This window comes from Pontibacter chinhatensis (genome assembly GCF_900113285.1).
Lineage (GTDB): Bacteria > Bacteroidota > Bacteroidia > Cytophagales > Hymenobacteraceae > Pontibacter > Pontibacter chinhatensis.
This window is the reverse complement of sequence record NZ_FOOT01000001.1, coordinates 1169885-1196332: the sequence shown is the minus strand read 5'-3', so window position 1 is coordinate 1196332 and position 26448 is coordinate 1169885. Positions and strand designations below refer to the sequence as shown.

Here is a 26448-nt window from a genome sequence, read left to right as displayed (position 1 = left end):
ATAAAGTATGAAAAGCCGCTCCGGAAGTATAACCGGAGCGGCTTTTTTGTTTTTAGTGGCTATACTTTTTTCCTATGGCGCGAGCGTCCACGCTCGTGACGGGCTATAGTTTGGGCCTCCGGCCCAGCCGGATTGCAAATCCGACCTCATAAGTAGGCACGGGTTGCAAACCCGCGCCAGCAATAGTTTATGCTCTGTAGGGATAGGTCGCGGCCTGTCCGCGCGAGGACTGTGGCTATGAAACTTATACTTTAGACACAGCAAATTCAAGTTCCCCGCCTTTGACAAAGAGGGGGGAGGGGTGGTTGGACCCGGTACTGCAATCCTTTCACCCTCTAAATATTTATTAAGACAAAGTATAAACTGTAGCTGCGGCCTTGGCACGCTTTGATTTTTAAAACAAGGCAGTTACAAACTGCCCTCATGCAAGCCACAAGTTGCACTTGCGCTAAACTTGCTGCATATATGGGGTTGGATAAAGCACAAGCAAACGGATCCCAAAGTATAAACTACAGCCTCAATCACACCCAAACCACCAAATCCTCCCCTGAATTGGCAACGAAGTTTGAAAAGCCGTATTTTTACAAAAAATCTGAAGATATGAGCAAAGCTAACTGGACAACAGTCAAAGAATACGAGGATATCACCTACAGAAAATCAGGTGGGGTGGCGCGTATCGCGTTTAACCGACCGAACGTGCGCAATGCCTTCCGTCCCAAAACGGTGGCAGAGCTGTTCGAAGCTTTCCTGGACGCCCGTGAGGATACTTCCATTGGCGTGGTGCTGCTTTCTGCCGAAGGACCTTCTACGAAAGACGGAGTATACTCTTTCTGCAGCGGCGGCGACCAGAACGCGCGCGGTTTTCAGGGTTATGTGGATGAGGCAGGCATGCCGCGTCTGAACATCCTGGAAGTACAGCGCCTGATTCGCTTTATGCCGAAGGTGGTGATAGCCGTAGTGCCGGGCTGGGCTGTGGGTGGCGGCCATTCGCTGCACGTTGTTTGCGACCTGACACTGGCTAGCAAGGAGCACGCGATTTTTAAGCAGACCGATGCCGACGTGACGAGCTTCGACGGGGGCTATGGCTCGGCTTACCTAGCTAAGATGGTAGGGCAGAAGCGCGCTCGCGAAATCTTCTTCCTGGGCCGGAACTACTCCGCGCAGGAGGCCTTCGATATGGGCATGGTAAACACGGTGGTGCCGCACGAAGAGCTGGAGGATACCGCTTACCAGTGGGCGCAGGAAATCCTGGCCAAATCACCAACCTCTATCAAAATGCTGAAGTTCGCCTTTAACCTGACCGACGACGGTATGGTAGGGCAGCAGGTGTTTGCCGGCGAGGCTACCCGCCTGGCCTACATGACCGAGGAGGCAAAAGAAGGCCGCAACGCATTCCTGGAGAAGCGCAAGCCGGATTTCTCCGACATCAAGTGGATTCCGTAATTGGGAAGTATAACAATTATAAAGCAGCAGGCGAGCCTTTGGGTTCGCCTGTTTTGCTTAAAGGCTCAGTCCGCACCAAATCGCCAGCCCACCCGCGCGTCCAGGAAGTCAGCCACATGGCGGTGCGCCTTCAGGTTGATGCCAAAGTATAAACCCCTGGCTGTGTGATACTCCAGTCCCCAGCGCTGGTATACCGGGTCGCGGGCCTTGTGGGGCGAGTAGACATAGATGCCGAGCATCTGGTTAAACCGGAACCTGCCGATGTAAAACTCATGCCCTGCCAGCAAGGCACCCCGCCCAAAGGCAGTATGCTCCTTTTTTTCGTCCAGCTCGTCTTTTATAGAATAATCTGCCACCCACTCGGCCCCGGCTGCCAAGGCGCTTAACCTGCCCACCCGCTGGCTGGCATAGGCCGTAAGCCCCAGCAACGGAAACTTCTCTGTGGCGTCGATTCTCCCATCCTTACCGGTGCCCAGTAAGGCGAGCAAATAATACCGCTCCGGCGCCTGCGGGCTATACGTTTGCTGCTGGCGTTCCGGGAAATCAGCTGGGCGCAGGGCATAGTCAACCCCAACTGTGGCCATCGGGAAGTTAATGCCTTTGTTAGGCTGGCGTATTCCCCCGTTGGAAATATGGCTGTATGTGCCGCCGGCCCGTAGCATCCAGGTATCGTTTAATTTATAATTGCCCATCAGGTTTGCTGTCAGCGGGAAAGCTACTTTGGTGCTGTAAAACTGGTTCTGCGGATTGCTGATGGAGTCGTAGACATTGCTTTGGTAGGAGAGGCCGGCCCCAAACCGAAAGGACAGGCTGAAACGCCGGTGCGCCGATAGAAAAGGCTCCACATAAAGTATAAACGTATACGCATCGCCCAGCACCTGCGGGTTATCGAAGTTGATGTAAGAGAAAGAAGCACCGAGCCGGGGGTAGCCTTGCAGGAATTGCCAAGCCTTTTCGCTTGTAAAGTGCAGGCTTAGGTCCAGTTCCAGGGCGCGGGGGTGTGAGTAAGACACCTCCCGGATGGCCTCGGAGTGGGGGATGATAAAGCCGTAATGCGTGCGCAGCCCCAAGTTAAGGGCAGGCTTGGTGGCTTCCGTTTGTGCTGCAACCGGTGCAGCAGGAGAAAGCATAAAGGTAAAAAGCAGCAACAGGTACAGTGCAAGGAAGGTCTTACTAATAAAATAGGGCATCACAGAGCTATACTTGATCGGAACCATCAGCGGCCATACTTGCTGGTGTAGGCGCTTAACCACACGGCGTGGTTGGTGAAAGTATACTTCGTAAGTACTGCAGTGGTTTTGCAGAAAGCTTTACCTGGATGTGCTGCACATGTAGGGCTGAAGGGTTTATGTGCCCTCGCTCGCCTCTGGCGAGTGTGAGCTATAGGGCGGCCTCTGGTCGCTTTAATTTTACTGTATAAGTATAAGTATAAGTATAAATGGCGGGACGCCATCAAATGACGCACACTCGCCAGAGGCGAGCGAGGGCACAAGCTAAGGAGCACAGCTTATTCAATATTGGTATTACAGAAAAACTTCGCCCTGAAGTGCAGCACATCCGAGCCTAAGTGTTAGTGTGGAAAACTATACCTAATACATTCTGCAAAGGCTAACTTCTGTTAAGAACCAAGCCCGCTACCTTACTTAAGACCCAGCTAAATCAATCTCTTCTGTCGGAGTCAGGGGTACGCGCTGCCCCATCTTTTTCTGGATTACCTTGAAGTGGTGCTCCTCTTCCGGGGAGATAAGCGAAATGGCTTCGCCGGAAGCTTCGGCACGGCCGGTGCGGCCAATGCGGTGCACGTAGTCTTTGGGAGAGCGCGGCAATTCGTAGTTAATCACGTGCGGCAGAAACTTGATGTCGATGCCGCGAGCCGCCAGGTCGGTAGCTACCAGTACGCGCAACTTGCCCGCTTTAAACTGGCGCAGCGCCTCCGTGCGGGCGCCTTGGCTTTTATCCCCATGGAACGCGGCGGCTTCGATGCCGTTTTTTACCAGCTTGCCCACCACGTTGTTAGCCGTGCGGATAGAAGAGGCAAATACCAGCACCTGTTGCATGTTGTGTTGCTTAATGAGGTAGCGCAGCAGCGGCCCCTTGCGCTCCGCGGCCACCTGGTAGGCTGTCTGGTTAATCAGTTCAGGTACAACGGCTTCTTCCTCTATTTTAATTTTAACAGGGTTGTGCAGGATATCGGCCACCAGAAAAGCCACCTCCTCATCCAGGGTAGCCGAAAAGAGCACGTTTTGCCGCCGGGCAGGCAGCAGGGCGAAAATCTTCTCCATCTCTTCCTTAAAACCCAGGTTCAGCATCTTGTCAGCCTCGTCCAGCACCAGTACCGCCACCTCTGAGAGTTGCACCGCCTTGTGTTCCACCAAGTCGAGGAGGCGGCCGGGTGTGGCGATAAGCACATCAGTGCCGTGCAGTTTCATCATTTGCGGGTTAATCGACACGCCTCCGAACACCGCCATGGCTTTTACCGGACGCGGCAGGCCGGCGGAGAAGGACTGCACTACCTCGCCTACCTGCATGGCCAGCTCACGTGTCGGTACCAATACCAGTACGGGCACGGACCTGTTGGTGGTGGGCGCCTGGCGTTGCAGCTTCTCCAGAATGGGCAGCACATAGCTGGCCGTTTTACCGGATCCGGTTTGTGCCAGACCCAGAATGTCTTTGCCCTGCAACATCGCCGGAATGGCCTGTTGCTGGATAGGGTAAGGGGAGGTATAACTTTGCTGCGCTACAGCTTTTACCAGCGGTGACGATAAGCCAAGGGAAGAAAAGGACATGCGTGTCAAAATAATGTTGCCTGTAATGCGGTAAAGATACGGCTTATACTTTAGAAGGGAGGATATCTTTACTTTATACTTTGATAACGCAAGTTTTATACTTTGCTGAGCTTGCGATTTGCAATGTGATATGAAGGTGAAAACCCATTCAACTTGCTGGCGCGGGTTTGTAACCCGTGCCTTGTTTATGAGGTCGGATTTGTAATCCGACTGGGGCGGAAGCCCAAACTGTAGCCCGTCACGAGCGTGGACGCTCGAGCCATCACAAGTATTGAGCTAGCGCGAGCATAGGTCCAAGGGGTGGGGCTAATCACAACTTGGGATTTATACTTTGTTTTAGCCGATTCTCACTTATAGCGCCTGCAGCGGCTTTACCGTCAACTCCTCCACAGGCCATTTGGCCAATTTGGCCCCGGCCTGGTAAGCACTTTCCAGAAAGTCGAGCAGGGCCTGGCGTGGGGCGTCGAGTAAGCGGAGTTCCTCGTAGTTGAGGACGGCCATCGGGCTTCCGTTCGCGTCCTGCCAGGTTGCTTGCTTGGGCTGTAACGGCTCCTTATCCAGGCCTTCAGGGGAGGGGAAAGTATACGAGTAAAAGGCTGGAAAGCGCACATCGTTATCGCCGGGCCAGAAGCCGAAGCTAATCACCTCATGCGAGTAAGCATCCTTCTCCACAATACTTGCTTCCGGTTTCACGGGGATTCTCTTGCCCGAGAAGCGCGTCACGGTCAGGTCGAGGTGGTGCCAGTAGAGCTGCACCGGGCAGGTTTTGCCGTAAAAGCGCCCGCTGAACTCTTCCAGCACCTGGTCTATGGTGACGAGGACGCGCCAGTAGCGGTGCACCTGCTCGGGGTTATAGGTGGCATGGGTGTGGTCCTGGGCAAAGGGAATGCTGCTCTTGTTGTCGTAAGGCTTGGCCAACAGCTCCACCTGGATACCCAGCACCTCCAGCGCCTTCATCACCTGCAGGTAAAACGCCGACACGCTCAGTCCATCCTGCAACTTTATACTTTCAGTGGCGCCCGTGCTGGTGCGCAACAGCAGCTGGTGCTCTATCAAATCAAACTCACACTCAAACGTATAAAACTTGTAGGGGATAGGGCCCGTACCCAGGCCGCGGCTGGTGACGTAGAGCGTCACGTTCCACCAGTGGTTGCGGCGGGGCATGAGCTTTAACCTGATTTTGCCCACCACCTGCAGGTACAGGTGCAGCGTGTCTTTGGTTTTCTCCCACTCCTCGAGGGGCAGCGGCGGAAACTCATCTAAAACGGGAGGACTTACAAGTGTTGAGGCCATAGCGGTTTTTTAGGTTATTCCCCTGTTGTACGCGGCAATTTGGACCACGGTACAAACGGAAACCCGGCCGCTGAGAAAAATTCCGTGAATATGGAGGTTAAGCTATACTTTATCCCTATATTTTGAGTTTATGAATGATAGCGGGCGCTGACACCCAAAGTGGCCCCAAATAAGGAGAAAACATGCTTATCAGTAAGGTTTCTGACCAAATAAAGAAAAGTAAATATATCAGCCGCGACCTGAGCTGGCTACGCTTTAACTACCGTGTGCTCGACCAGGCCCGCGACGCAAACAAGAGCCTCTTCGACCGGCTAAAGTTCATGGCCATTACCTCGTCTAACCTCGACGAATTTTTCATGATTCGGGTAGGCAGTTTGTACAACTATCTCGACTACGGCAAGGAGCGCCTCGATTACTCGGGGCTGCGCGAACTGCCCTTCCGCAAGAAGCTGCTCGACTACGCCCACCGCTTCGTAAACGATCAGTACCTGACCTTTAACAACGAGCTAAGGCCGCTGTTCCACAAGGGTGGCTTCGACATCCTGAAGGTGAGTGAATTGACGGAGATAGAGCAGAAGAAAGCCGATTCATACTTTAAGAACACGATTTACCCGCTGCTCACGCCCATGGTGTTCGATAACTACCATGGTTTCCCGCTGCTGATGAACCAGCTGCTCACCTTCGGCGTGGTAACCCGCACCACCGACGAGGGCAAGCCGCAGGACCGGGTGACGTTTGTGCAGATACCGCAGAATTTGGCGCGTTTTTACGAGATAAACCGCAAGGACCGGATCATTTTTGTGCCGATTGAGGAGATTGTGCGCTGGAAGATAAAGAAGCTGTTCCGCAACGTGGATATTGTGTCGGCTAACCTGTTCCGCATCACGCGCAACGGCGATTTTACCCTGGAGGAGTCGGATGACCTGGAGGCGGACTTTGTGCAGGAGATCAAATCGAAGCTGAAGACGCGCAAGAAGGGCCGCGTGGTACGGCTGGAGATTGAGCGCAACCCGTCGCAGTTCATGATGAAGATCCTCAAGGAGCGCTGGACCATCGACAATGCCAACGTGTTCACCATTAACAGTCTGCTGGATTTGCGCGGCCTGTGGCAGATCATCAACCACCGCCAGTTCCGGGACAAGGGCTTTAAGCAGCCGGCACCGGTAACGCCGCTTAGCCTGCCAAGCGATGGGGTGGATATGTTTGAGTATCTGAAAGAGCACGACGTGCTGCTGCACCACCCTTACAACAGCATGGAGCCGGTCGTGAACCTGCTCGAGCGCGCCGCCGAGGACCCCTCGGTGCTGGGAATCAAGCAGACTATTTACCGCCTGGCCGACCAGAGCCGCATCACAGCCGCCCTGCTGAAAGCTGCCGAGAACGGCAAGCACGTATCGGTATTGTTCGAGGTGAAGGCCCGCTTCGACGAGGAGCGCAACCTGCGTGAGGGCGAGCGCCTGGAGAAGGCCGGCTGTTTTGTCATCTACGGCATCAGCAAGTATAAAACGCACACCAAGATGATGATGATCATCCGAAAGGAAGGGGAGAAGGTGACGCGTTACGTGCACATCGGCAGCGGCAACTACAACGAGCAGACAGCCCGCCTGTACTCAGATATCAGCCTGCTGACGACGAATGAGATCTATGCCCACGACGTGTCGGAGTTCTTCAACGTAATCACGGGTCACTCGCGCCCGAACGAGTACAAGTACCTGATGACTTCGCCCAAGGCGATGCGTGCCCAGTTGATGGAGCTGATCCGCATAGAGGCCCGCAATGCCAAAAAAGGCCTGAAGAGCGGTATTGTGGTAAAAATAAACTCGCTGGAGGATAAAGAGATCATCGATGAGCTGTACAAGGCCTCTAAGGCCGGTGTGCCGATTAAGTTGATAGTGCGGGGCATCTGCTGCCTGCGCCCCGGCCGCGAGGACCTGAGCGAGAACATCACCGTGAAAAGTATAGTGGGGGAGTACCTGGAGCACTCGCGGCTTTACTACTTCCATAACAACGGCGACCCGAAAGTATACAGCGGCAGCGCCGACATGATGGTGCGCAGCTTCGACAGGCGCATCGAGGCACTCTTCCTGATAACTAACGCCGAGCTGAAGCGGGAGGCAATCAACATCCTCTACTACAATCTGCAGGACAACCACAACTCTTACATCATGCGGGAGGACGGTACCTACATTAAACGCCGCCCTGGTGCCAACGAGGAAGTGGTGGACATCCACAAGTTGTTCTTCAACAAGGCCTACGCAACGGAAGATGTCGAGCTTTTTGAGCAACTAAAAGTGAACAGCTAACACTTATCAGTTATCAGTTATCAATAAATAAAAAAGGCTGCAGCCCTTCAGATGAAGTATACTGCAGCCTTTTTTGATATGATGAAGCGTAATGAGTTTACTGATAAATGTAAATTGATAACTGTTAATTGACAAATGTTTCAGCTGATGCTGCTGATAACAAAGCGCTCCGGGTGGTAACGCTCGTAGAGAGCATGCAGCATGCCGTCTTTCAGGCCAACCGCAGGCACGATCATACTTTCCAGTTTGGCCCACTTCATGGCAGACAGATAGATCTCAGAGGCCGGAACTATAACATCGGCCCGGTCGGGGTTGAGGAGCAGATCGGTGATGCGTTGCTCCATGGTAAGGCTGGCAATGTAAGAGGCTACCTCCTCTATCTGCTTCCTGAAGATGGGTTTGCCCGCCGTTTTACCTGCTATTTCAAATATCTTGTTGATGTTGCCGCCCGTGCCTACAGCGCGCGACAGGTGATATTTTTTGGCGTTTTCCTCAATCCATACTTTCATCCTGTTCCACAGCTCCTCTGAGTCGCGGCCCTGCATGTGGCGGATAGAGCCCTGCTCAAACGACTGTGAGGCAACTTTCTGGCGGTTTACGTAGATGTTAAACTCGGTGCTGCCGCCGCCCACGTCGATGTGCAGGTAGTTGCGCTGCTCATCCAGAAAATTGTAAATAACCTTGTTGATAAGCTCCGCTTCCGACTCCCCGTCAATCACCTGGATTTCCATACCAAGCTGCTGCTGTACCCGGTCAATTATCTCCTGGGCGTTGAAGGCGTTGCGCATGGCCGAGGTGGCGCAAATCATGTGGTAATCCACGTCGTGCACATCCAGCAATAGCTGAAAAGCATGCAGCAGCTTTACAAATTTCTCTACTTTCGGATCGCTGATGTAGCCGGAGCTGAATACATCCTCGCCGAAGCGGATGGCATAGCGCACATACTCCACTCTTTTGAAAAACACTCGCCCGTTTTGGTTAAGCACACTGGAGATCTGGCATCTCACCGCATTCGATCCGATATCTATCGCAGCTAATTTCAAAGGCAACTAAGGGTAGGTTTTGAGCTTGTAAAGTTAATAATTATCGTTTATTGTGGAGGCATCAGGGGGGATAAAAGGTGAAATAACTGGTGTTTGCACTTTTCCGGTCCTCCTTGTCCGAGGCTACTTCTGCTGTAGATTTCTAAATCCGTGTAAATCATACATGCTTTTATACTTGCCGGTTTATACTTTCATAGCCGCTGCTTCCAGCAATTTGAACCGAGCTATCGTTTCTAGCTGCCGTTCCTCCTCCAGCCTTACTTAAGCTATTGTTTCATCTCTTGCTTTGGAGCTCTCAAGCCCGAGAGGGCTCGCCTTCGGGCATCGCGCGGTGTGCCTGAAGCTGCCTCCGCGCTGCTCCGGCTGCCCTGGTGGGCACCGCAACATCCACAAGGCGCTCAACCCAAAGGCTGGGAACAGAATCGATAGCCACTGCCGTTACTGTCATCTCGACCTTTGGGAGAGATCTGAAGAGAATTCCAGATAGATCTCTCACTGCGTTCGAGATGACAGAGAAAGTAGCAAGAACAAACTGTCCCCTTGAGGACAAGTGAGAACGGGAGTTCGAAACTTGCGAGCAAAGCTCAAGAGGGGTGTAATCATCTGCTGGGTTTATACTTTGTAGGGACAGGTCGCGACCTGTCCGTGCGAGAACTGCAACTATAAAACTCATACTTCACCCGCAGTAACTACAGAACTCCCCGCCTTGGTTAAGGAGGGGTTAGGGGTGGTTGGAGCCGGCACTGCTGAATCCTCCCTCCCCTGTGTTTGGGAGGGTTAGGGGTTTATACTTTGCAGAAGCACAGTCACAGGAAAACCGCAAAAACCAACTTAAACCACACTACCGTAAACTCACCGTCTGTTGCGGGTTAATCCAGCCCAATTCCCCGGCTTCATTTCGAACAAGGTCGAAGCCCTGGTAGCTGCCAAGTATGGCAATACTTACGCCGGCGGGCAAACTGTCTTTCGCGGCGGCCTGCGGGTGTGCCTGATCCAGTAAATCGGTTTCGGAGGCGAGCTTTTTGTAGGTTACCGGCTGGTTGGCTGGCTCTACGACACTGCTGGCTATGTAAGCCTCCTTTCCATCAGGCAGGGCCACCCGGTACCAACTGGAGGTGCCGCCTGTAACCTGCAGTGGCGTGTGCTGTGGCAGCGTGCGGTACACGCCCGATGCGGAGCCTGGCTGTAGCCGCACATTGGCATTCCGGCTTCGTACCCGTACCCAGTTGCCTACCAGCTCGGCGTTAATCTTAACTGCCGGCACGGGTGCAGTAGGTTGGTGCACGTAAGGGTAAGGGTTTGTGGCGCCACGGCCGTAGCGGTAAATCCCGAAGTGCAAATGCGGACCAGTGGTGCGGGCATTACCGGTATTGCCAATCAGTCCCAAAGTGTCGCCGGCCTTTACTTGCTGCCCCACCTGCACCAGCTGGCTGTCGAGGTGGGCATAGTATAAACTTTGCCTTCGGTTAAGGTCGGTGAGCCATACAACCTTACCGCCGCGAGGCGAGGTGCCTACCTGCCGCACGATACCGTCTGAGGCGGCAACGGCTGGCGTGCCGCGTTTGGCAAACACGTCAATCCCTTCGTGGCTGCGGGCACCGGCGTCGCGCGGGTCGCCCCAGATGCTGGCTATGTGGCGGCTGCTCTTGCCGGCAACCGGAAAAGCAAGTATGGGCTCTGCCTGTATGGTAACGGTATACTGGCCGCTTCGCAGCAGCTCCGGCTGCACCCGCAGGATATGCTGCTGGTTTTCCTCCACCTCATAAGCCAGGGTCCTGGCAGCCGTATCGGCGGCAGCCACATGCTCAGGCTTTCCTCCCTCCGTCTCAAACAAATCCATAAATACCTGTAGCTGCTCCCGGGCCTGTACTTCCAGGTTCACGATAAGGCGCTGGCCACGCTGGGCTGGTATGCGGTACCCCAGTGCCCGGGGCTTGTCGGCGGCAAAATAGCCTGTTTCCTTAAAAGGCAAGGTGATGGTAATGGAGTCCTGCAGCGCCTGCTCGCTGGCCTGTAGCCACTGTTGCCCCAGGGCCGTTTCGTGCAGGTTAGCAACCTTTAGTTTGGCTGCGTATTTCTCGTGTGGCGTCTGGTTTTTAAACACACCGCGCAAGGTCTGCTGCTGGCTACAGCTGGCAAGTATAAAAATCAGAAAAGTATAAAATAGGGCGCTTGTAAAGCTGCGTCTGTTTCGATACATGTAGAGAATGTTAAACTGAGTATAAGTAACACGGATACAGGCAAAAATGGTGCCTTTAAAAGAATAAACTGCTGTGATATAGTTGCTTGTGGGAGATAAGTATAACGTGGTGCATATGCCATATGTTAAACCGTGCCGGAGCCATCCCGTAAAACCAATAAGTATAAAATTGTGGAGATATGAGAAAGCCGAGATGGAGATACATGCGCCGCAGACTGAGCCGCAAAATGCTGCCCCTGTTTGCGCCACTTATACTTTCGCCGCTGGCAACACCCGCGAATCAGGGCACTGCCATGCCCCACCCGGATGCTGCCACCCTGAAACGTAAGATGACGAATATCAGGCTGATGCACTTTAACCAGGTGGCCTATAACCTGTACAGTACCATGGGCTTGCAGGAGGCCGGAATGCGGTTCGAAGTGTTTAACAAGGCGCTCACTGGTTTTTACAACATGCGCCATAACAACGAGGTATCAGACAAACCATACATCACCATTGTGGATTTTACCAAGTCGTCAAATGAGAAGCGGCTTTGGGTGATTGATGTGGAGAAGAAGGAGCTGCTGTTCAATACCTATGTTTCGCACGGCCGGAACTCCGGGCAGGAGTTTGCAACGGATTTCTCTAACGAGAACAAGTCGTTTATGAGCAGCATTGGCTTTTACGTGACCGAGGACATCTACTACGGCAAGCATGGCCTTTCGCTGCGGCTAAACGGCATGGACGAAGGCTACAACACCAACGCCAGGGAGCGCTGCATCGTGATGCATGGCGCCGAGTATGCCTCAGAGGCTTTTATCGAACAGGCAGGCCGGTTGGGCAGGAGCCTGGGTTGCCCTGCCATCCCGATGGAGGATCATGAGGCAATCATCGGGGCTGTAAAAGGAGGCACTACTATGTACATACACGCCGAGAACAATGCCTATACTTCGCAGTACCTGGACCACGTTTCGGCCATGACCGAGCTGGTGCACGAAAATAAGCGGGATATACCGCCTACGCCGGGTTCGGAGCCCGCCACTTAATGCCGCAGCCGATACTTGGGTGCTGCTCCTCAGCCACAGGTTTGCCTGCCAGCAAGGCATCCAGCGCCTGACTCAGGCCCTCGCCTGTAACAGGTATGTTGTTGCTGGGGCGGGAGCCGTCAAACTGCCCGTGGTAAGCTAGGCGCAGGCTGCCATCATACACGAAAAACTCAGGAGTACATTCAGCCTGGTAGTTGCGCGCAATCTGCTGCGTCTGGTCGTTGAGGTAGGGGAAGGGGAACTGCATCTCTCGGGCCAGCTCCTTCATCTGCTCCGGTCCGTCTTCCGGCGAAACAGCAACATCGTTGGCATTGATGGCGACAAAGTTTACACCCTGGCTTTTATACTTAGCGGCTAGTGGCACCAGTGTCGGCAGAATGTGCTTAACGTAAGGACAGTGGTTACAGATAAACATGATAACCGTAGCCTTGGGCGAGGCCACATCCTGCAGCGTCACGATTTTATCAGAAACCATATCCACCAGGGCAAAATTGTGTGCCTTAGATCCAAGAGCTGTCTGTATGCTTTGCTGTGCCATAGTTTTAAGGGTTAGAGGGTAGGGGTAAAATCGTTTGTTACCATGCTTTGATACTAATATAAGCTTTTGCCCGGATATAACCAACAGTATGTAAGCAGGTTAAACTTCCGGTAAAGTATAGCTTCTCCTGAAAATATACATTAAGAGAAAAAGCCGTGGCTGGTATTCCCTGGGGTTTACCGGCCACGGCTTTTTGCTTTAAGAAAGTATAAAATACAATAGGGAAGGCCTGGAGTCCTGCTAGTAGGAAACTGTTCAGCTATACTTACCTCAGCTCCTTCTTAAAGAAATCGATGGTGCGTGTCCAGGCCAGCTCGGCTGCCTCTTTGTCGTAGCGCGGAGTGGTGTCGTTGTGGAAGCCGTGGTTGGTGTTGGGGTAGAAGTAGGCTTTATACGTTTTGCCGTGCTCTTTCAGGGCTTTTTCATACTCCGGCCAGCCGGCATTCACGCGCTCGTCGTGCTCGGCGTAGTGCAGCAGCAGGGGCGCCTTAATTTTCGGGACATCCTCGGTGGGAGCCTGACCACCGTAAAAAGGCACAGCCGCTGCCAAATCCGGAATGCGCACGGCCATCATGTTCGAAATCCAGCCTCCGAAACAGAAGCCCACCACACCTACCTTGCCGTTGCAGATAGTATAATTTTTCAGGTAATCGTAAGCGGCAATGAAATCCTCCAGCATCTCGTTCCGGTCGCGTTTGCTTTGCAGCTCGCGGCCCTCGTCGTCGTTACCGGGGTAGCCGCCGAGCGGGGAGAGGGCATCCGGGGCAATGGAAACAAAGCCTGCCAGAGCGGCTCTTCGGGCTACATCCTCGATGTGCGGGTTCAGACCCCGGTTTTCGTGCACTACCACGATACCGCCCAGCTTTTTCTTGCCGCTGGCGGGCATCGACAGCAGGGCCTTTATCTTGCCGCCACCGTTTGGCGACTGGTAATAGATGTATTCTGATTTGATGCGTGGGTCTCCCGATTTTATCTGTATGGCGCCTTGGTAATCGGGCATCAGAAAGCTCATCAGGGAGGTCACGGTCAGGCCACCAACGGCATAAACGGAAAGCTTCTGCACAAAGTCGCGGCGGTTGATACGGTTGTGCGCGTAGTCATCGTAGAGGTCAAATACTTCCTGTTTGATGTCTTCTTTTATGATTTCGTCCATGGTGGTTGGGTTTTATATACTTATGATGTTGGGTTGAGAAGAGTAGTTTATAAGTTAGTCAAAAACAACAGCATTGTAAAATCCGATGAGCCAAAAGCAGTCGTGGCATAAGGTTTAGTTCTTTCTGAAGGCTTCCCACTCTTCTTCAGTGAAGCCTTTTGAGCCAAACAGCGTCCCGGCGCCGAAGCTGCTATCCTTTAAATCAACTAACTCTCCCCGAAAATCCTCGCTGACGGTAAATTTGATAGACAAGCCAAAAGCTGTATTTAGTGCAAGGATATTATCAGAGGGATCATAGGTGATTTCGTTTATAAAATGATTGTCTCTGAACCTCTCGTCTATACCTTCTAACTCTATTTTACTAACCCCTGATAACCTGATGACGGAGGTTTTGCCGCCAAAGCTGGTGCTGGTCCAAAACAGGAACTTCTTCCTTTTCACCCTTTCAAAGCATCGTCTTTCTATCTCAATGGCTATGGGCTTTTCTATACTTAAGCCCTGAAGATCCTCGAACTGAGCATTCGCATCAAAAATCAAATGATTTATACTTTCCAGATCTGCTACGTCAATCTTATAAATCATACTTTAAAAGGCTGGTGTGGGGTAACGAATTAGTTTAGGCGGCGAACGAGGCGCAGCCGAGTTTGGAACCTGTGCCGTGTTATACTATGCTTTTTCTTCTAAAATGACTCATGTAGAAACCAAAAACTATTAAAGCCAAGGCAAGAATGGCTACAACAGCTATCAATAACACCTTTTCGTTGTCACCTTTGCTTTCTATTTCATAGTTTTCACCAAAATAGGTGTTTAAAAAACTTACTTGAGAAGATGCTTCTGCGATTACAGCATTGTCGCTGCATAAGTAAGTGTACAATCCTTTGTCGCACTTATGTACAACAATCAAATACTCTTTTCCTACTTCGAATATTTCTCCGCAGTCACCTTGTCCTTTCCCGCCTTGAATTACCTGTGTGCCACTGAGATTCCCTTTGTAGGAAAAATCAGTTTGTATGGTATAGAGGTAGCTTGTTGTAAACTCATAATCATTATTTCCTTCAGGGTAACTGCAAGTCACCCATTCAGACTTTTCTGATGTTACCTTACCTACAACTATGTCATATGCCTTGTCTACTTCCCTGTCGATACTCTGGTCGGGGCATTTGCATGCGTACCCTTGATTTGATACAACAAGGAATGCTAATATGAACAACATCACTACAGGTTTCTTCATAAATTAAGTAAAGTATAACGGGCTGGTACATGAGGTGAGCCAGGCGAAGCCGCAGCTTGGCTCATGTGCTGTGTTGGCTTAAGTAGTTCTCTGTTCAACAGTAGCTATTCCATAGCGTTGCTTTTCTTAGCTTTACTTTCACTTGATGTATTCTTTGCGCGCATTAGATATACTACGAACCAAGTGATAAGCAACATTATGGATTGAATGCCTAAGACAGGATAAATGTTTTTACTTTCTGCATACCTGTACCCAAAGCTGATAATAGTTACTGGAAAAGTGGCCAATAGCCCCCATAATGACCATCCACCATACAATGGGTCAGCAGGGTAAACAGACAAAACTGACAGGGTCCCTAAACCAACGTAGGCGAATGCTCTGAAAAACGATTTTTTTATTCTATCCATTATTATTTACGCCAACTAGCAGCTAAACAGAAGTCTATTCGGGTTATCAGTATTATATGCGGAGGTGACCTAACTATAACTTTTTATTAAACATAGTCTTTTAACCAAGGTAACATAATTCCTGCAGTCATAAAAGAAGTATAGCCTCAGCTATACTTCTTTCGTTTCATCTTCCTCCGGTTCCTGCTAGCGGCCATACCTTACAGCCAAATCCCTCAGCTCCTGTATGTGGGCTTGGGTGAATTGCTGGGGTTGCAGGCGCCACTCCCAGTTGCCGTTGCCGGTGGAGGGCTTGTTCATGATGTGCTCGTGGCCCAGGCCCAGCACGTCCTGTAGGGGCAGCACGGCCAGTTGCGAGACCGAGCTATACGCAAGCCAGTTCAGAATAGTGTGCACGTTAGCTTGGTTTACGCGGTGGGTGCTGTAGGCACGCAGGCGACGTTTGTCGTCGCGGGAGGCGTCCTTGTCGTACCAGCCGCGCGCGGTGTTGTTGTCGTGGGTGCCGGTGTACACGATACTGTTTTGGGTGTGGTTATGCGGGGCGTAGAGGCTTTGCGGCAGGTCCTCGCCGAAAGCGAACAAGAGCACGCGCATGCCCGGCAGCTTAAACTTGGTCATCAGGTCACGCACGGGCTGGTCTATCTCGCCCAAATCCTCGGCTACGATGGGTAACTCCTTGAACTGTTGCTGCAACAGCTTGAGCAGCGGCGCGCCGGGCGTTTTCACCCATTTGCCGTTGATGGCAGTTTCCTCACCGGCGGGCACTTCCCAGTAAGCCGAAAAGGCGCGGAAATGGTCGAGGCGGAGCAGGCCGAACAGACGCAGGTTGTGCTCGATGCGGTGCAGCCACCAGGCAAAATCCTGCTCCTTCAGCGCCTGCCAATCGAACACCGGTGTGCCCCATAGCTGCCCTGTCTCACTGAAATAATCCGGCGGCACTCCGGATACAGCAGTGGGTTTGCCATCACGGTCGAGCTTAAAAATACTGGGGTGGCTCCAAACGTCAGCGCTGTCGTGGCTCACGTAAAAGGGCATGTCGCCAAAGAAAAGGATGCCTTTGCTGAGGCAGTACTCCTTCAGCCGCTGCCACTGGCGATAGAACAGGAACTGCAGAAACATCTCATACTCCACCTGCTCGCGCAGCTTTTCGGCCAGCTGCTCCACAGCCTGCCCGTCGCGCCACTTTATCTCTTCGGGCCACTCTGTCCAGCTCTTGTTTTTGAAATGATGCCTGAAGGCGACAAAATGTGCGTAATCCTGGAGCCACCGCTTCTGCTCCTTCTGAAAACTGGTAAAATCTTTCCAGAGCACGTCCGGTAGTTCCTCGCTAAAGTTCTGGTAGGCCTTGCGCAATAGCTTCAGTTTATACTTTGTCACTTGCTCAAAGTCCACACGGGCATCGTCAGACTTCTCTTTGTGCTGCAAATCCTTGTTGTGCAGCAGGCCATCGTGCACCAGTTCCTCCGGGCTGATGAGCAGCGGGTTTCCGGCAAAGGCCGAGTGGCTGCTGTAGGGTGAGTTGCCCGTACCAACCTCGGTAGGGTTGAGCGGCAGGATCTGCCAGTATCGTTGCCCCGCCTCCTGTAGCTGGTCGGCAAACCTAAACGCCTCCGGCCCCAAGTCGCCGATGCCGAAGCGGGAGGGAAGGGAGGTGATGTGAAGCAGAATGCCTGCGCTGCGTTGAGGTACAATCATGGGGAGTTTGGGAGTTAGAGAGTTGTAGAGACGCAATATGTTGCGTTTTTCAGTTAGAAAGTTAAAAAGTTAGAAATCTAATAATTAACAATTAAGAACCGGCAGATAAAAGTGCTACCGGGAACGTTTTAAGAACGTCCGCTACTGGCAGGGCATTGGTTGCGTTTAGAGTGCCGTTGCCAAGTGCCTGCTGCCATACTTTCGGGGCGTTGTCCGGCAGGATTATACTGGTGTCCTGCCATACTTCCTGGCCCAGCGGCTGCTCGTGGCTGCCTACCAGACTTACCAACAACAGTGGAACGGCCACCAGCGCCCACTGCCCCTGGTGGTGGCGGGCGAAGGCCAGCACGTGCTCCTGCTTTGGCCCCTGCACCTGCAGCGGAATGTACTCCCCCTTATCGTAAAGGGCTTGCAGGTCGCGGCGGGTGGTGAGGGCTTTGTGCAGCAAGTATAACTTCACTTTACCGGTCTCAGGATGTTGCAACAGCGCCTCGTGCAGCTTTTCTATACTTTGCGCCTCTGCCTGCTGCAGCTCCTGCAGGTAGCGGCGGCGCTGGTCGTAATCCACAGGGCGGCGGTTGTCGGGGTCTACCAGGCTCAAGTCCCAGAGCTCGGTGCCCTGGTACACATCCGGCACGCCGGGACAGGTGATTTTGAGCAGCGTCTGGCCAAGCGAGTACAGCCAACTATAGTGCGCCACTTTCAGGAAGAACGGCTGAAAGGAGTGCATAAAGTCCTCGTCCTGCATCAGCAACTGCTGCACCAAGTCCTTCATGGCCTGCTCATACTTCTCGTTCGGCGCCGACCAGTCGGTTTTGTTTTTGGCCTCCCGCAGCGCTTTTTCCAGGTATTCCTGCACCCTTGTCACCAGGGTTTCGTCAACCTCGCCGTTCAGCGGCATCACGCCCAGCAAGGTCTGCAGCAGAAAGTATAAATCGTTCTCCACCGGCTCCGAAGTACACTTTCTCGAGATCTCCATCCACTCTTTTGCCTTCTGTTCCCATTCGTCAACCAGCTCCGTCAGCACGTTCAGGCGCAGGCGGGCGTCCTCGCCGCGCTTGGTGTCGTGGGTGGCGGTGGCGTTGATGGAGTGTGGGTAGGTACGCTGCCGGTATAGCATGCGCTCATGGAAGTCCTGCGCACTCAGATGGAATATTTCCGGGCTGTTGCCCACTTCGTTGAGCGAGATAAGCCGGTTATAGTTGTAGAAGGTTGTGTCCTCCACGCCCTTGGCCGCCAGCGGTCCCGTAAACTGCTGACTGCGCATGACAAAGTATAACTTGTGGTGCTTCCGGCTTTCGGTGTCCTCCGGCTCCAGTATAAAAAGCGAGTGCAGGTGCTGCAACTGCTCTTTCAAAGCCGGAGCTTGCCTATGTGCTTCCTCAAACGCCTCTTCCACCACCTTCAACTCTTCTTTGGCGATCGGCAAATCGTTGCTATAGATACGGTACACCGGCCAGGCGGCCAGCAGTGTTGCCAGGGCCTTTCGCCACTGCTCCTCCGGCTCCAGCGGTATCAGCTGGCGCTCCTGCAGTAGCCGCAGCAGATTCTCCAGCTCCCCCTGCATGTAACTAGTCAGGATGAACATTTTCTTGTCGAACACCAGCTGCTCATAGTCAGTGGCGGCATCGGCTACCAGGCGGCTATAGGCCTGCGTGATCTGCTCGCGGCCGCTGGCGGAAGTATAAAGGTTGCTGATCCAGGCCAGGAAGTCGTAGCCGCTGTTGCCCTGGATCGGCCAGTTCTCCGGCATGTGCTCCTCGCCCTCCAGAATCTTCTCCACCACCACATATTGCTCCGGCCCGGCCAGCTGGCGCAGGCGCTTCAGGTACGTAGCCGGGTCAAACAGGCCATCCACATGGTCCACGCGCAGGCCCTGCACCAGCTCCTGGTCACAGAGCTGCTTGATGAACTGGTGGTACTGCTCAAACACCTCCGGCTTCTCCATGCGCAGGCAGATCAGGTCGTTTACGGTGAAGAAGCGGCGGTAATTTATCTGCCGCTCCGTATCCTGCCAGTGGCAAAGTGTAAAGTGCTGCTTCTGCAATAGCTTCCGTAGCTTCTTATCTTTGCCGTTTATACTTTGCAACACCTGCTCCAGCGCCTGACGCAGGGTTTCGTTTTTGTACAGCTTCCGCTTAAAGTTGCCCCAGGCAGCAGGGTTTATACTTTCCTCCGCCTCGTGCAGGGCCAGCTCCTTCATGCTTTGCTCCGCCAGTGGCGTTACCTCGGGGTTGCCCGACACCTGCAGCGCCTCCTCCAGCAGCGGCCGGTAACACGAAACACATAACGGATAGGCATTGTCAAAATAGTTGATCGAGATGCCCTTATCGCTCAGTTTCAGCTCCAGCTGGTTCTGCTCCAGCACCTTCTCCAGCGGCTCCCCCAGAAACGGCACCATCACCTGCCCGCTGAAATCCGGGTGGTGGAAGTGAATGTCGAAGAAAGTGTAAAAGTGCGACTGCGGCCCCTTCTCCAGCACATCCATCAGCCACACGTTGTCGGGGTGAAAAGCCATATGGTTAGGCACGATGTCTTGCAGCCAGCCCATGTTGCGGCGCTTCAGCTCCAGTGCTATCTCCTGCAGCTCCTTTTTGGTGCCGATATCGGGGCTAATGTCGTAAGGGGCGGTAACGTCGTAGCCATGCTCACTGCCGGGGCGGGCGCAGAAAAAGGGGGCGGCATAGATGGTGCTAACGCCTAGCTCGTGCAGGTACGGGATCAGCTGCCTGATGTCGCTGAGCTTCAGCTTTGGCGAGATCTGCACACGGTAGGTGGCCGAGGGAATATAGGTCATAGTTATACTTTCAGGTTGAGGTTTTGGTAGAGCTTTTCAAACTTTTCGGTCCATGCTTTGGCCTGCTGGTCGCCTTGTTCGCCGCGTTGTTTCAGATCCTGGTAGCCATCCTGCTGCATCCGGAAGGCGATGTTCTGGGCCTGCCAATAGTCAGTTTGCAATTTGGAGTTCGCCACCACCTCCAGCAGCTCTATCAGCAGGTTCATGGTGGCTTCGTCCTGCGGGTTTTCCTGTAGCTTTTTCATCATCTGGTCCACGCGCTGCGTCAGGGCAAATTCCAGATCCTCGTAGTTCAGCGTTACGTCCATGCGCTGCACTTCCTCCAGCAGGCGCTTTACCTCCTGCGGGATGGGCTGCTCCGACTCAAACTCGTGCAGCAGGCTTGTGTTTACGATGTAGTCCACAGTGGTTTGCAACGGGCGCGGCATTTGCATGCCGATGGTCTGGATGGCCGAGATAAGGGAGTAGTTGTTGTCGTAGAGTTGCTGGAAGTCGTTCTCCAGGTTCTCCATTGTTTGGGCCAAAACCTGATCGAGTATCTTTTTCTGATCATCCTTGAACAGGTGCCAGAACGAGTAGTTGTGCGACTCAAAGTGCTTGTCGAGCAGCATGATTACCTCGCTGACGTAGCCGCGGTCAAAAGCCGAATTGAGTGCCTGCGACAGCCGTTCATAGTCCTCCGGGCCCATAAATTCGCGCACCCCGCCAAAGAGCTGGTGGTCGCCCAGGTGCAGCACGGCAAAGGTGACGGTTTGCTCTTCCCAGGTTATTTTACTCTTGATGCGGGCCCGCCCCACTGCCAGTTTCTGCCGGCCGGCTTGTTTGTACTCATACGCCTCGGAGGTGGCGGCGTAGCTGTAGAGCTCCATCACCTCACCTTGTTCGCGGAACAGGGAGGCCACCGCATAGTGGGCGCCCACACGCAGCAGGTCTATCATGGTTGGCTTTACTGTGCGCATGTAGCTGGCGGCGGCGTCGCCACGCTCCTTGTAGTTGCTCTTGGCCTGGCGCAGGCGCTCTACAAATTCAGGCTCCAGGTCGCGGCTGCCCAGGTTTTGTGCTAGTTGTAGGACGCGGGCGGCATAGAGGATGTCCTGCACGGTTTCGATGCCGGTAACCTCATCAAAAAACCAACCGCAGCTGGTGAAGATAAGCAGAGCATGGTACTGCATTTCCATCAGCTTCAGAAAGCGCACCTGCTCCTCCTTGGAGAGCTCCCGGGAAGTATGGCTTTTGATAAAGGTGGCCACATTCTCCTCCGAACGGTCCATGATCACTTCTATATAATCGTTGCGGGTAGACCAGGGGTCGGCGCCAAGCTTGGTAAGCTCCTGCTCATAAAGCGGAGTGATCTCATCGCGTAGCCAGTCGAAGGCTTCGCGGATGGGTTTTCGCCACTCCTGGTTCCAGGTGGGGTGGCTGCCGGTGTTGCAGCCGCAGTTGCTGCGCCAGCGCTCCACGCCGTGCGCGCAGCTCCACGAGCTGGGCTCGATGATCTGCACCTCATACTTTGGCGGGTACTTGGCCATAAACTCACCATACACCGTAACCTGCGCCATTTTTTCCTCCTGTATATGATGGAGGGCATAGGAGAGGGCCATCTCCCCGAACCGGTGGTGGTGGCCGTAGGTTTCGCCATCGGTGGCAATATGCATCAGCTGCGGCTCCTTGCTGCCTTCCTCAAAGGTGCTGCTCAGGCGGTCGGCAAAATCCTCGCCACGCGAAAGCAGCCCCTCAAAAGCGATGCCCTGCGACACCGGCCCGTCATAGAAAAACAGCACAATCTCCTTGCCCGAGGGCAGTTTGCATAGGTAAGGGCGGCGCGGGTTGATGCTGCCTCCATTGGCATCCGTCCAGTCTTTATCTCCGATCTTACGGAAAGCCTTGGCCTGGTAGGGCGACAGGATGGTGAACCGGATGCCGTACTCGGCCAGGACCTCCAGTGTTGGAATGTCAGCGGCCGTTTCAGCCAGCCACATTCCCTCCGGCGCGCGCTCAAAGCGTTGCTTAAAGTCGTAGATGCCCCAAATAACCTGCGTGTGCTTGTCGCGCTCGTTGGCCAGCGGCATGATGGCGTGGTTGTATACCTGCGCCAGCGCCGAGCCGTGGCCGGAGAAGCGTTTCATACTTTGCTTGTCGGCATCAAGTATAGCCTGGTACGTTTCCGGGTCTTTTTTCTGCATCCACTCCAGCAAAGTGGGGCCGAAGTTAAAGCTGATGTAGCTGTAGTTGTTGATGATATCGACGATGTTGCCGTCGCTGTTAAGGATGCGCGAGGCGGAGTTGCGGGCATAGCATTCGTCGGAGATGCGCTCGTTCCAGTCGTGGTAGGGGGCCGCAGACTCCTGCAGCTCCACCTCGTTGAGCCAGGGGTTTTCGCGCGGCGGCTGGTAAAAGTGCCCGTGTATGCAGATGTACTTGTTCATGGGCTATTGCTGTTGTTGAAGTATAAGTACCGACTTTGGAGGCAGCGTCACTTCCGACTGATGCTCCATCGTCTCGGGTAAGTTTGCGTTCGCACCGCCCCATGCTGTTGAGGCGGAATGAAGGATGGGCTTCCAGCTGCCGGAGGTCTCCAGGGCTGGGGACAAAGTGGTGCTTTGCTCCGCGTCGCTGAGGTTGAAGAGGCAGTACAGGTTGGGCTCTTTTGTCTGGTGCACCAGGTGCAATACGGTTTCCTGGGCATCCAGGCGGGCCGAAACCTTGTCTTTGTCGGGCCTTTGGAGGGCGACGGAGGTTTTGCGCAGCTGCAGCAGGCGCTTGTAAAACTCGCGGAGCTGGTTTTGCCGGGTATCCGAAGTATAACTGCGGCTGATTTTGGAGCGGTTAAAGGTGTCCTCGCTCTGCGGGTCCGGCGCCTCGCCCTGCCAGGCAAAGCTCTTGAATTCCTCGCGGCGCCCTTTGCGCACGGCCTCTATCAGTTCCTCATCGCCGTGGCTCACAAAGTATAAAAATGGGTTTTTCTCGCCATACTCCTCGCCCATAAACAGCATCGGCACAAAAGGCGAGAGGATCACCAGGCCGGCCACCAGTTTTAGCGTCTCAAAATCCACCAAATCCGACAGGCGCTCGCCCAGCATGCGGTTGCCCACCTGGTCGTGGTTCTGTGAGCAGACCACAAACTGCTCGGCCCGGTTGTGCTCGGTGCTGCTGCCGAAGGTGCGGTGGCGGTGCTCGGAGTAGAGCCCGTCGTACATAAAGGCTTTTGTCATCACCTTGGCCAGTTGCTCGGGTTTGCCGAAGCCCACATAATAGCCTTCCTGCTCGCCGGTTACCAGGGTATGCACCACGTGGTGGAAATCGTCGCTCCACTGCGCATCCAGTCCGTAGCCGCCGCGCTCCACGGGGTTTATCAGGCGCACGTCGTTCAGATCGCTTTCAGCAATAAGTATAAAATCGCGGCCGACTTGTTGCTCCAGCTCCTGCACGTGCTCCTGCAACTCCTGCAGAAAATGGCGGGCACCCATGTCGTAAATGGCGTGCACGGCGTCCAGGCGCAGGGCATCTATGCGGTAATCGCGCAGCCACATCAGGGCATTCTGGATAAAGTAGTTGCGCACCGCATCCGAGTGGTTGTCGTCGAAGTTCAGGGCCGAGCCCCAGGGCGTTTTATACTTGTCGGTGAAGTAGGGGCCGAAGTCGTTAAGGTAATTCCCCTCAGGCCCCATGTGGTTGTAGACCACGTCCAGCACCACGGCTATGCCCTGCTCATGGCAGGCGTTGACGAGTTTCTTCAGCCCCTCGGGGCCACCGTAGGAATTCTGCACGGCAAAGGGAAGCACGCCGTCGTAGCCCCAGTTGCGGTTGCCGGGGAACTGCGCCACCGGCATGATCTCGATGGCGGTGATGCCCAGGTCCTTCAGCTCCGGCAGGCGCTCTATCATACTTTCGAAAGTGCCCTCCGGGGTAAAGGTGCCCACGTGCAGCTCGTAGATGATGTACTCGTGCAGCGGCAGGTTTTTCCAGTTTTTGTCGCTCCAGGCAAAGGAAGTATGGTCTACCACGGCAGAGGAACCATGCACGCCGTCGGGCTGAAAATGGGAGGCGGGATCGGGCCGCTCGGTCTCTTCGTCAAGTATAAGGGTGTAGCGCGTGCCGGAGTTGGCAAACTCGCTCAGGGCAGTCCAGTAGCCCATGGCTTCCTGCTGAAGGGGCACGCGTATGGGCTCCGGCTTGTGCAGCAACACATCCACCTGCTTTGCCTTTGGGGCCCAAACGGTAAAAACTGTGCCTTCCTTCTCCGGCGAATAATGCGCTCCTATCTCTCTTTGTATGGCCATAAAAAACGTGATTTTACTCAGCACGTATTAACTGACTTTGCGGGTAATAGGTTGTGCGTTATCCCGGTGCAAAAGTATAATAAGGCCTCTTTTTAGTGATTTGGCAGGTAATGCCAGGAGCGCCGGCAAGCCTTGGGAGGCTATCACTAAATATTCAACGAAACATATTTATCCAGGATAAGTACGTACAACGGGTAAAGTATAAACAAAGCTTAATGGAACAGCTCGAAGGAACAAAACGTGTAGTAATTGAGAATGTAAAACCTGAAATAAACGGTGGCAGGTTTCCGGCAAAAAGGGTAGTGGGAGAGGAGATAACCGTTACCGCCGATGTGTTTTCTGATGGACATGATGAGGTGAAGGCGCGCCTGCTGTACCGCCACACACGCCGCCGGAAATGGGAGACAGTGCCCATGGAGTTTCTGGGCAACGACCGCTGGCAGGCCTCTTTCACCCCGGATGCGATGGGCCGCTACGAGTATACCATTGAAGGCTGGGTAGACCACTTTTATACCTGGCAGAAAGGGCTGAAGAAGAAGTTTGAGGCCAACCAGGACGTGCGCGTGGAGCTGCAGATAGGTGCCCAACTCATGGATGCCGCCGCCGAAAAATCCAAGCCCGGCCAGCAGAAGCGCCTGCGCAAATGGGCCGAACAGCTGCGCAACAGCCACTCTCCTGCCGAGGATGTGGCCTTTGCCACCGGTCGCGATGTGAGCGAGCTGATGGATGTGTGCTGCGAGAAAGAGAACGTTACTACCTACGATAAAATCCTGCAGCTGGAAGTGGAGCGCCAGAAAGCACTTTTCAGCGCCTGGTACGAGTTTTTTCCACGCTCTGTGGGGCAGGAGGCGGGTCGCCACGGTACCTTCCAGGACTGTATCCGACTGTTGCCGCGCATTGCCGAAATGGGTTTCGACACTATTTATTTACCGCCCATCCACCCCATCGGCCGCGCCTTCCGCAAGGGCAAGAACAACTCCGTTACCTCCGAGCCGGGCGAACCGGGCTCTCCCTGGGCCATTGGCGCGGCAGAGGGCGGACACGACGCCATCCTTCCGGAGCTGGGCACGCCGGACGACTTCCGGGAGCTGGTGCAGCAGGCGCGGGAGCACGGCATCGAGGTGGCCCTGGACTTTGCCATCCAGTGCTCCCCCGACCACCCTTACGTGAAAGAGCATCCCCAGTGGTTTAAGTGGCGCCCCGACGGCACGGTGCAGTATGCCGAAAACCCGCCCAAGAAGTACCAGGACGTGCTGCCCGTGAACTTTGAGACGGAGGATTGGCCGAACCTGTGGCGCGAGCTCAAGCGTGTGCTGGTGCACTGGATTGAGCAGGGCGTTTATGTGTTCCGTGTGGATAACCCGCATACCAAGGCCTTTGCCTTCTGGGAGTGGGTGATTGCTGACATCCGCAAGCAGTACCCGCAGGTGATTTTCCTGAGCGAGGCCTTTACCCGTCCGCGCGTGATGGAGCGCCTGGCCAAGATTGGCTTCACGCAATCCTATACGTACTACACCTGGCGCAACTCCGCCGAGGAAATCCGCCAGTACATGACCGAGCTGACGCAGACCGAGCTGCGCGAGTACTTCCGCCCCAACTTCTGGCCCAACACGCCCGACATTCTGCCCTACGCGCTGCAGGAGGGCGGCGAGCCGGCGCATATCACCCGCGTGGTGATGGCGGCCACGCTTTCCTCCAACTACGGCCTCTACGGGCCGGTGTACGAGTTCGGCATCAACCAGCCGGTACCGGGCAAGGAGGAGTATTATGACTCAGAGAAGTATGAGATCAGGCACTGGGACTGGGGCAAGCTCAACAAGATACGCGAGGTGATCACGCTCATCAACAAAATCCGTAAGGTAAACCCGGCCCTGCAAACCACCTGGAACATCCACTTTGGCGACTGCGACAACCAGGCCATCCTCAGCTACGCCAAGTGGAGCAGCGATTACAAGAACAAGATTTTTGTGGTCGTGAACCTGGACCCGCATAACACGCAGAGCGGCTGGGTGAAAGTGCCCCTCTGGAAGATGAAGATGCCGTCCGACAAGCAGTACCTGGTGCACGACCTGTTGACCGAGCGCAAGTATACCTGGACCGGAGAGTACAACTTTGTGGAGCTGCGCCCGCACGAGATGCCTGTGCATGTGTTCCGTATAGAAGAGGCCAATCCGGGCATGGGCCACGACAACCTGGACGATACCTGGCTACCATCCGACCACCACACCAACGAATAAGCAAGAACCCTTTTGAC

The 26448-nt window shown here is 54.0% G+C and carries 17 protein-coding genes; 4 read left to right on the top strand and 13 right to left on the bottom strand.

Going from position 1 to position 26448, the window contains the following annotated elements:
* Window positions 1-600 precede the first annotated feature (600 nt).
* Window positions 601-1443, top strand: coding sequence for a 1,4-dihydroxy-2-naphthoyl-CoA synthase (locus BM040_RS05025; protein ID WP_092099486.1), 843 nt, complete (start codon window positions 601-603; stop codon window positions 1441-1443).
* Between the two features lie 65 nt (window positions 1444-1508).
* Here the strand turns inward: BM040_RS05025 and BM040_RS05020 are convergent, their stop codons facing one another.
* The 3 genes from BM040_RS05020 to BM040_RS05010 all read right to left on the bottom strand — a co-directional run bounded on the left by BM040_RS05020 (window position 1509) and on the right by BM040_RS05010 (window position 5522).
* Complete coding sequence (locus tag BM040_RS05020; protein ID WP_245756099.1) at window positions 1509-2696, bottom strand: acyloxyacyl hydrolase; 1188 nt, start codon at window positions 2694-2696, stop codon at window positions 1509-1511.
* 390 nt (window positions 2697-3086) lie between these two features.
* Complete coding sequence (locus BM040_RS05015; protein ID WP_092099360.1) at window positions 3087-4229, bottom strand: DEAD/DEAH box helicase; 1143 nt, start codon at window positions 4227-4229, stop codon at window positions 3087-3089.
* A 351-nt stretch (window positions 4230-4580) separates the two neighbouring features.
* Window positions 4581-5522 (bottom strand): DUF5996 family protein, encoded by a 942-nt coding sequence (locus BM040_RS05010; protein ID WP_092099359.1) that lies wholly within the window; start codon window positions 5520-5522, stop codon window positions 4581-4583.
* Window positions 5523-5704: 182 nt separating this feature from the next.
* Here BM040_RS05010 and ppk1 point away from each other — a divergent pair, with 182 nt between their 5' ends.
* Window positions 5705-7825 carry a polyphosphate kinase 1 gene (ppk1, locus tag BM040_RS05005; RefSeq protein ID WP_092099358.1) on the top strand — a complete coding sequence of 707 codons (2121 nt, stop codon included), beginning with the start codon at window positions 5705-5707 and terminating at the stop codon, window positions 7823-7825.
* A 140-nt stretch (window positions 7826-7965) separates the two neighbouring features.
* Here ppk1 and BM040_RS05000 read toward each other — a convergent pair whose 3' ends face one another.
* Window positions 7966-8868, bottom strand: a complete 903-nt coding sequence (locus BM040_RS05000) for a Ppx/GppA phosphatase family protein (protein ID WP_092099357.1) — start codon at window positions 8866-8868, stop codon at window positions 7966-7968.
* 841 nt (window positions 8869-9709) lie between these two features.
* On the bottom strand, window positions 9710-11068 hold the full coding sequence (locus BM040_RS04995) for a M23 family metallopeptidase (protein ID WP_245756098.1): 1359 nt from the start codon (window positions 11066-11068) through the stop codon (window positions 9710-9712).
* Between the two features lie 179 nt (window positions 11069-11247).
* On the opposite strand from BM040_RS04995, the gene BM040_RS04990 reads away from it, so the two are divergent.
* The gene (locus BM040_RS04990) at window positions 11248-12093 is read left to right on the top strand and encodes a murein L,D-transpeptidase catalytic domain family protein (protein WP_245756097.1); all 846 of its coding nucleotides are present in this window, start codon (window positions 11248-11250) and stop codon (window positions 12091-12093) included.
* On the opposite strand, the gene BM040_RS04985 is transcribed toward BM040_RS04990, so the two are convergent.
* The 8 genes from BM040_RS04985 to treZ all read right to left on the bottom strand — a co-directional run bounded on the left by BM040_RS04985 (window position 12065) and on the right by treZ (window position 24194).
* Entirely contained in the window at window positions 12065-12631 is a 567-nt protein-coding gene (locus BM040_RS04985) for a thioredoxin family protein (RefSeq protein ID WP_092099356.1), read from the bottom strand. The two genes, BM040_RS04990 and BM040_RS04985, sit on opposite strands and share 29 nt — an antisense overlap.
* 265 nt (window positions 12632-12896) lie before the next feature.
* On the bottom strand, window positions 12897-13784 hold the full coding sequence (locus tag BM040_RS04980) for a dienelactone hydrolase family protein (RefSeq protein WP_092099355.1): 888 nt from the start codon (window positions 13782-13784) through the stop codon (window positions 12897-12899).
* A gap of 114 nt (window positions 13785-13898) precedes the next feature.
* Window positions 13899-14366: a hypothetical protein gene (locus tag BM040_RS04975; protein WP_092099354.1), complete on the bottom strand. Its 468-nt coding sequence runs from the start codon at window positions 14364-14366 to the stop codon at window positions 13899-13901.
* 79 nt (window positions 14367-14445) lie between these two features.
* Window positions 14446-15015 (bottom strand): hypothetical protein, encoded by a 570-nt coding sequence (locus BM040_RS04970; RefSeq protein ID WP_092099353.1) that lies wholly within the window; start codon window positions 15013-15015, stop codon window positions 14446-14448.
* 593 nt (window positions 15016-15608) lie between these two features.
* Window positions 15609-17117, bottom strand: coding sequence for a 4-alpha-glucanotransferase (gene malQ / locus BM040_RS04960; protein WP_092099351.1), 1509 nt, complete (start codon window positions 17115-17117; stop codon window positions 15609-15611).
* A gap of 91 nt (window positions 17118-17208) precedes the next feature.
* Entirely contained in the window at window positions 17209-19914 is a 2706-nt protein-coding gene (treY, locus tag BM040_RS04955) for a malto-oligosyltrehalose synthase (protein WP_092099350.1), read from the bottom strand.
* A gap of 2 nt (window positions 19915-19916) precedes the next feature.
* A complete protein-coding gene (locus BM040_RS04950) occupies window positions 19917-22340 on the bottom strand; it encodes a DUF3536 domain-containing protein (RefSeq protein WP_092099349.1) in 2424 nt (807 codons plus the stop codon).
* Between the two features lie 3 nt (window positions 22341-22343).
* Complete coding sequence (gene treZ, locus BM040_RS04945) at window positions 22344-24194, bottom strand: malto-oligosyltrehalose trehalohydrolase (RefSeq protein ID WP_092099348.1); 1851 nt, start codon at window positions 24192-24194, stop codon at window positions 22344-22346.
* 215 nt (window positions 24195-24409) lie between these two features.
* Here treZ and BM040_RS04940 point away from each other — a divergent pair, with 215 nt between their 5' ends.
* Window positions 24410-26431 carry an alpha-1,4-glucan--maltose-1-phosphate maltosyltransferase gene (locus BM040_RS04940; protein WP_092099347.1) on the top strand — a complete coding sequence of 674 codons (2022 nt, stop codon included), beginning with the start codon at window positions 24410-24412 and terminating at the stop codon, window positions 26429-26431.
* The last annotated feature ends 17 nt before the right edge of the window (window positions 26432-26448 follow it).

Coding starts and splice junctions, on each gene's coding strand:
- BM040_RS05025 (WP_092099486.1), top strand. CDS start 601: ATGAGCAAAGCTAACTGGACAACAGTCAAAGAATACGAGGATATCACC.
- BM040_RS05015 (WP_092099360.1), bottom strand. CDS start 4,229: ATGTCCTTTTCTTCCCTTGGCTTATCGTCACCGCTGGTAAAAGCTGTA.
- BM040_RS05010 (WP_092099359.1), bottom strand. CDS start 5,522: ATGGCCTCAACACTTGTAAGTCCTCCCGTTTTAGATGAGTTTCCGCCG.
- ppk1 (WP_092099358.1), top strand. CDS start 5,705: ATGCTTATCAGTAAGGTTTCTGACCAAATAAAGAAAAGTAAATATATC.
- BM040_RS04995 (WP_245756098.1), bottom strand. CDS start 11,068: ATGTATCGAAACAGACGCAGCTTTACAAGCGCCCTATTTTATACTTTT.
- BM040_RS04990 (WP_245756097.1), top strand. CDS start 11,248: ATGAGAAAGCCGAGATGGAGATACATGCGCCGCAGACTGAGCCGCAAA.
- BM040_RS04985 (WP_092099356.1), bottom strand. CDS start 12,631: ATGGCACAGCAAAGCATACAGACAGCTCTTGGATCTAAGGCACACAAT.
- BM040_RS04980 (WP_092099355.1), bottom strand. CDS start 13,784: ATGGACGAAATCATAAAAGAAGACATCAAACAGGAAGTATTTGACCTC.
- BM040_RS04975 (WP_092099354.1), bottom strand. CDS start 14,366: ATGATTTATAAGATTGACGTAGCAGATCTGGAAAGTATAAATCATTTG.
- BM040_RS04970 (WP_092099353.1), bottom strand. CDS start 15,015: ATGAAGAAACCTGTAGTGATGTTGTTCATATTAGCATTCCTTGTTGTA.
- malQ (WP_092099351.1), bottom strand. CDS start 17,117: ATGATTGTACCTCAACGCAGCGCAGGCATTCTGCTTCACATCACCTCC.
- treY (WP_092099350.1), bottom strand. CDS start 19,914: ATGACCTATATTCCCTCGGCCACCTACCGTGTGCAGATCTCGCCAAAG.
- BM040_RS04950 (WP_092099349.1), bottom strand. CDS start 22,340: ATGAACAAGTACATCTGCATACACGGGCACTTTTACCAGCCGCCGCGC.
- treZ (WP_092099348.1), bottom strand. CDS start 24,194: ATGGCCATACAAAGAGAGATAGGAGCGCATTATTCGCCGGAGAAGGAA.
- BM040_RS04940 (WP_092099347.1), top strand. CDS start 24,410: ATGGAACAGCTCGAAGGAACAAAACGTGTAGTAATTGAGAATGTAAAA.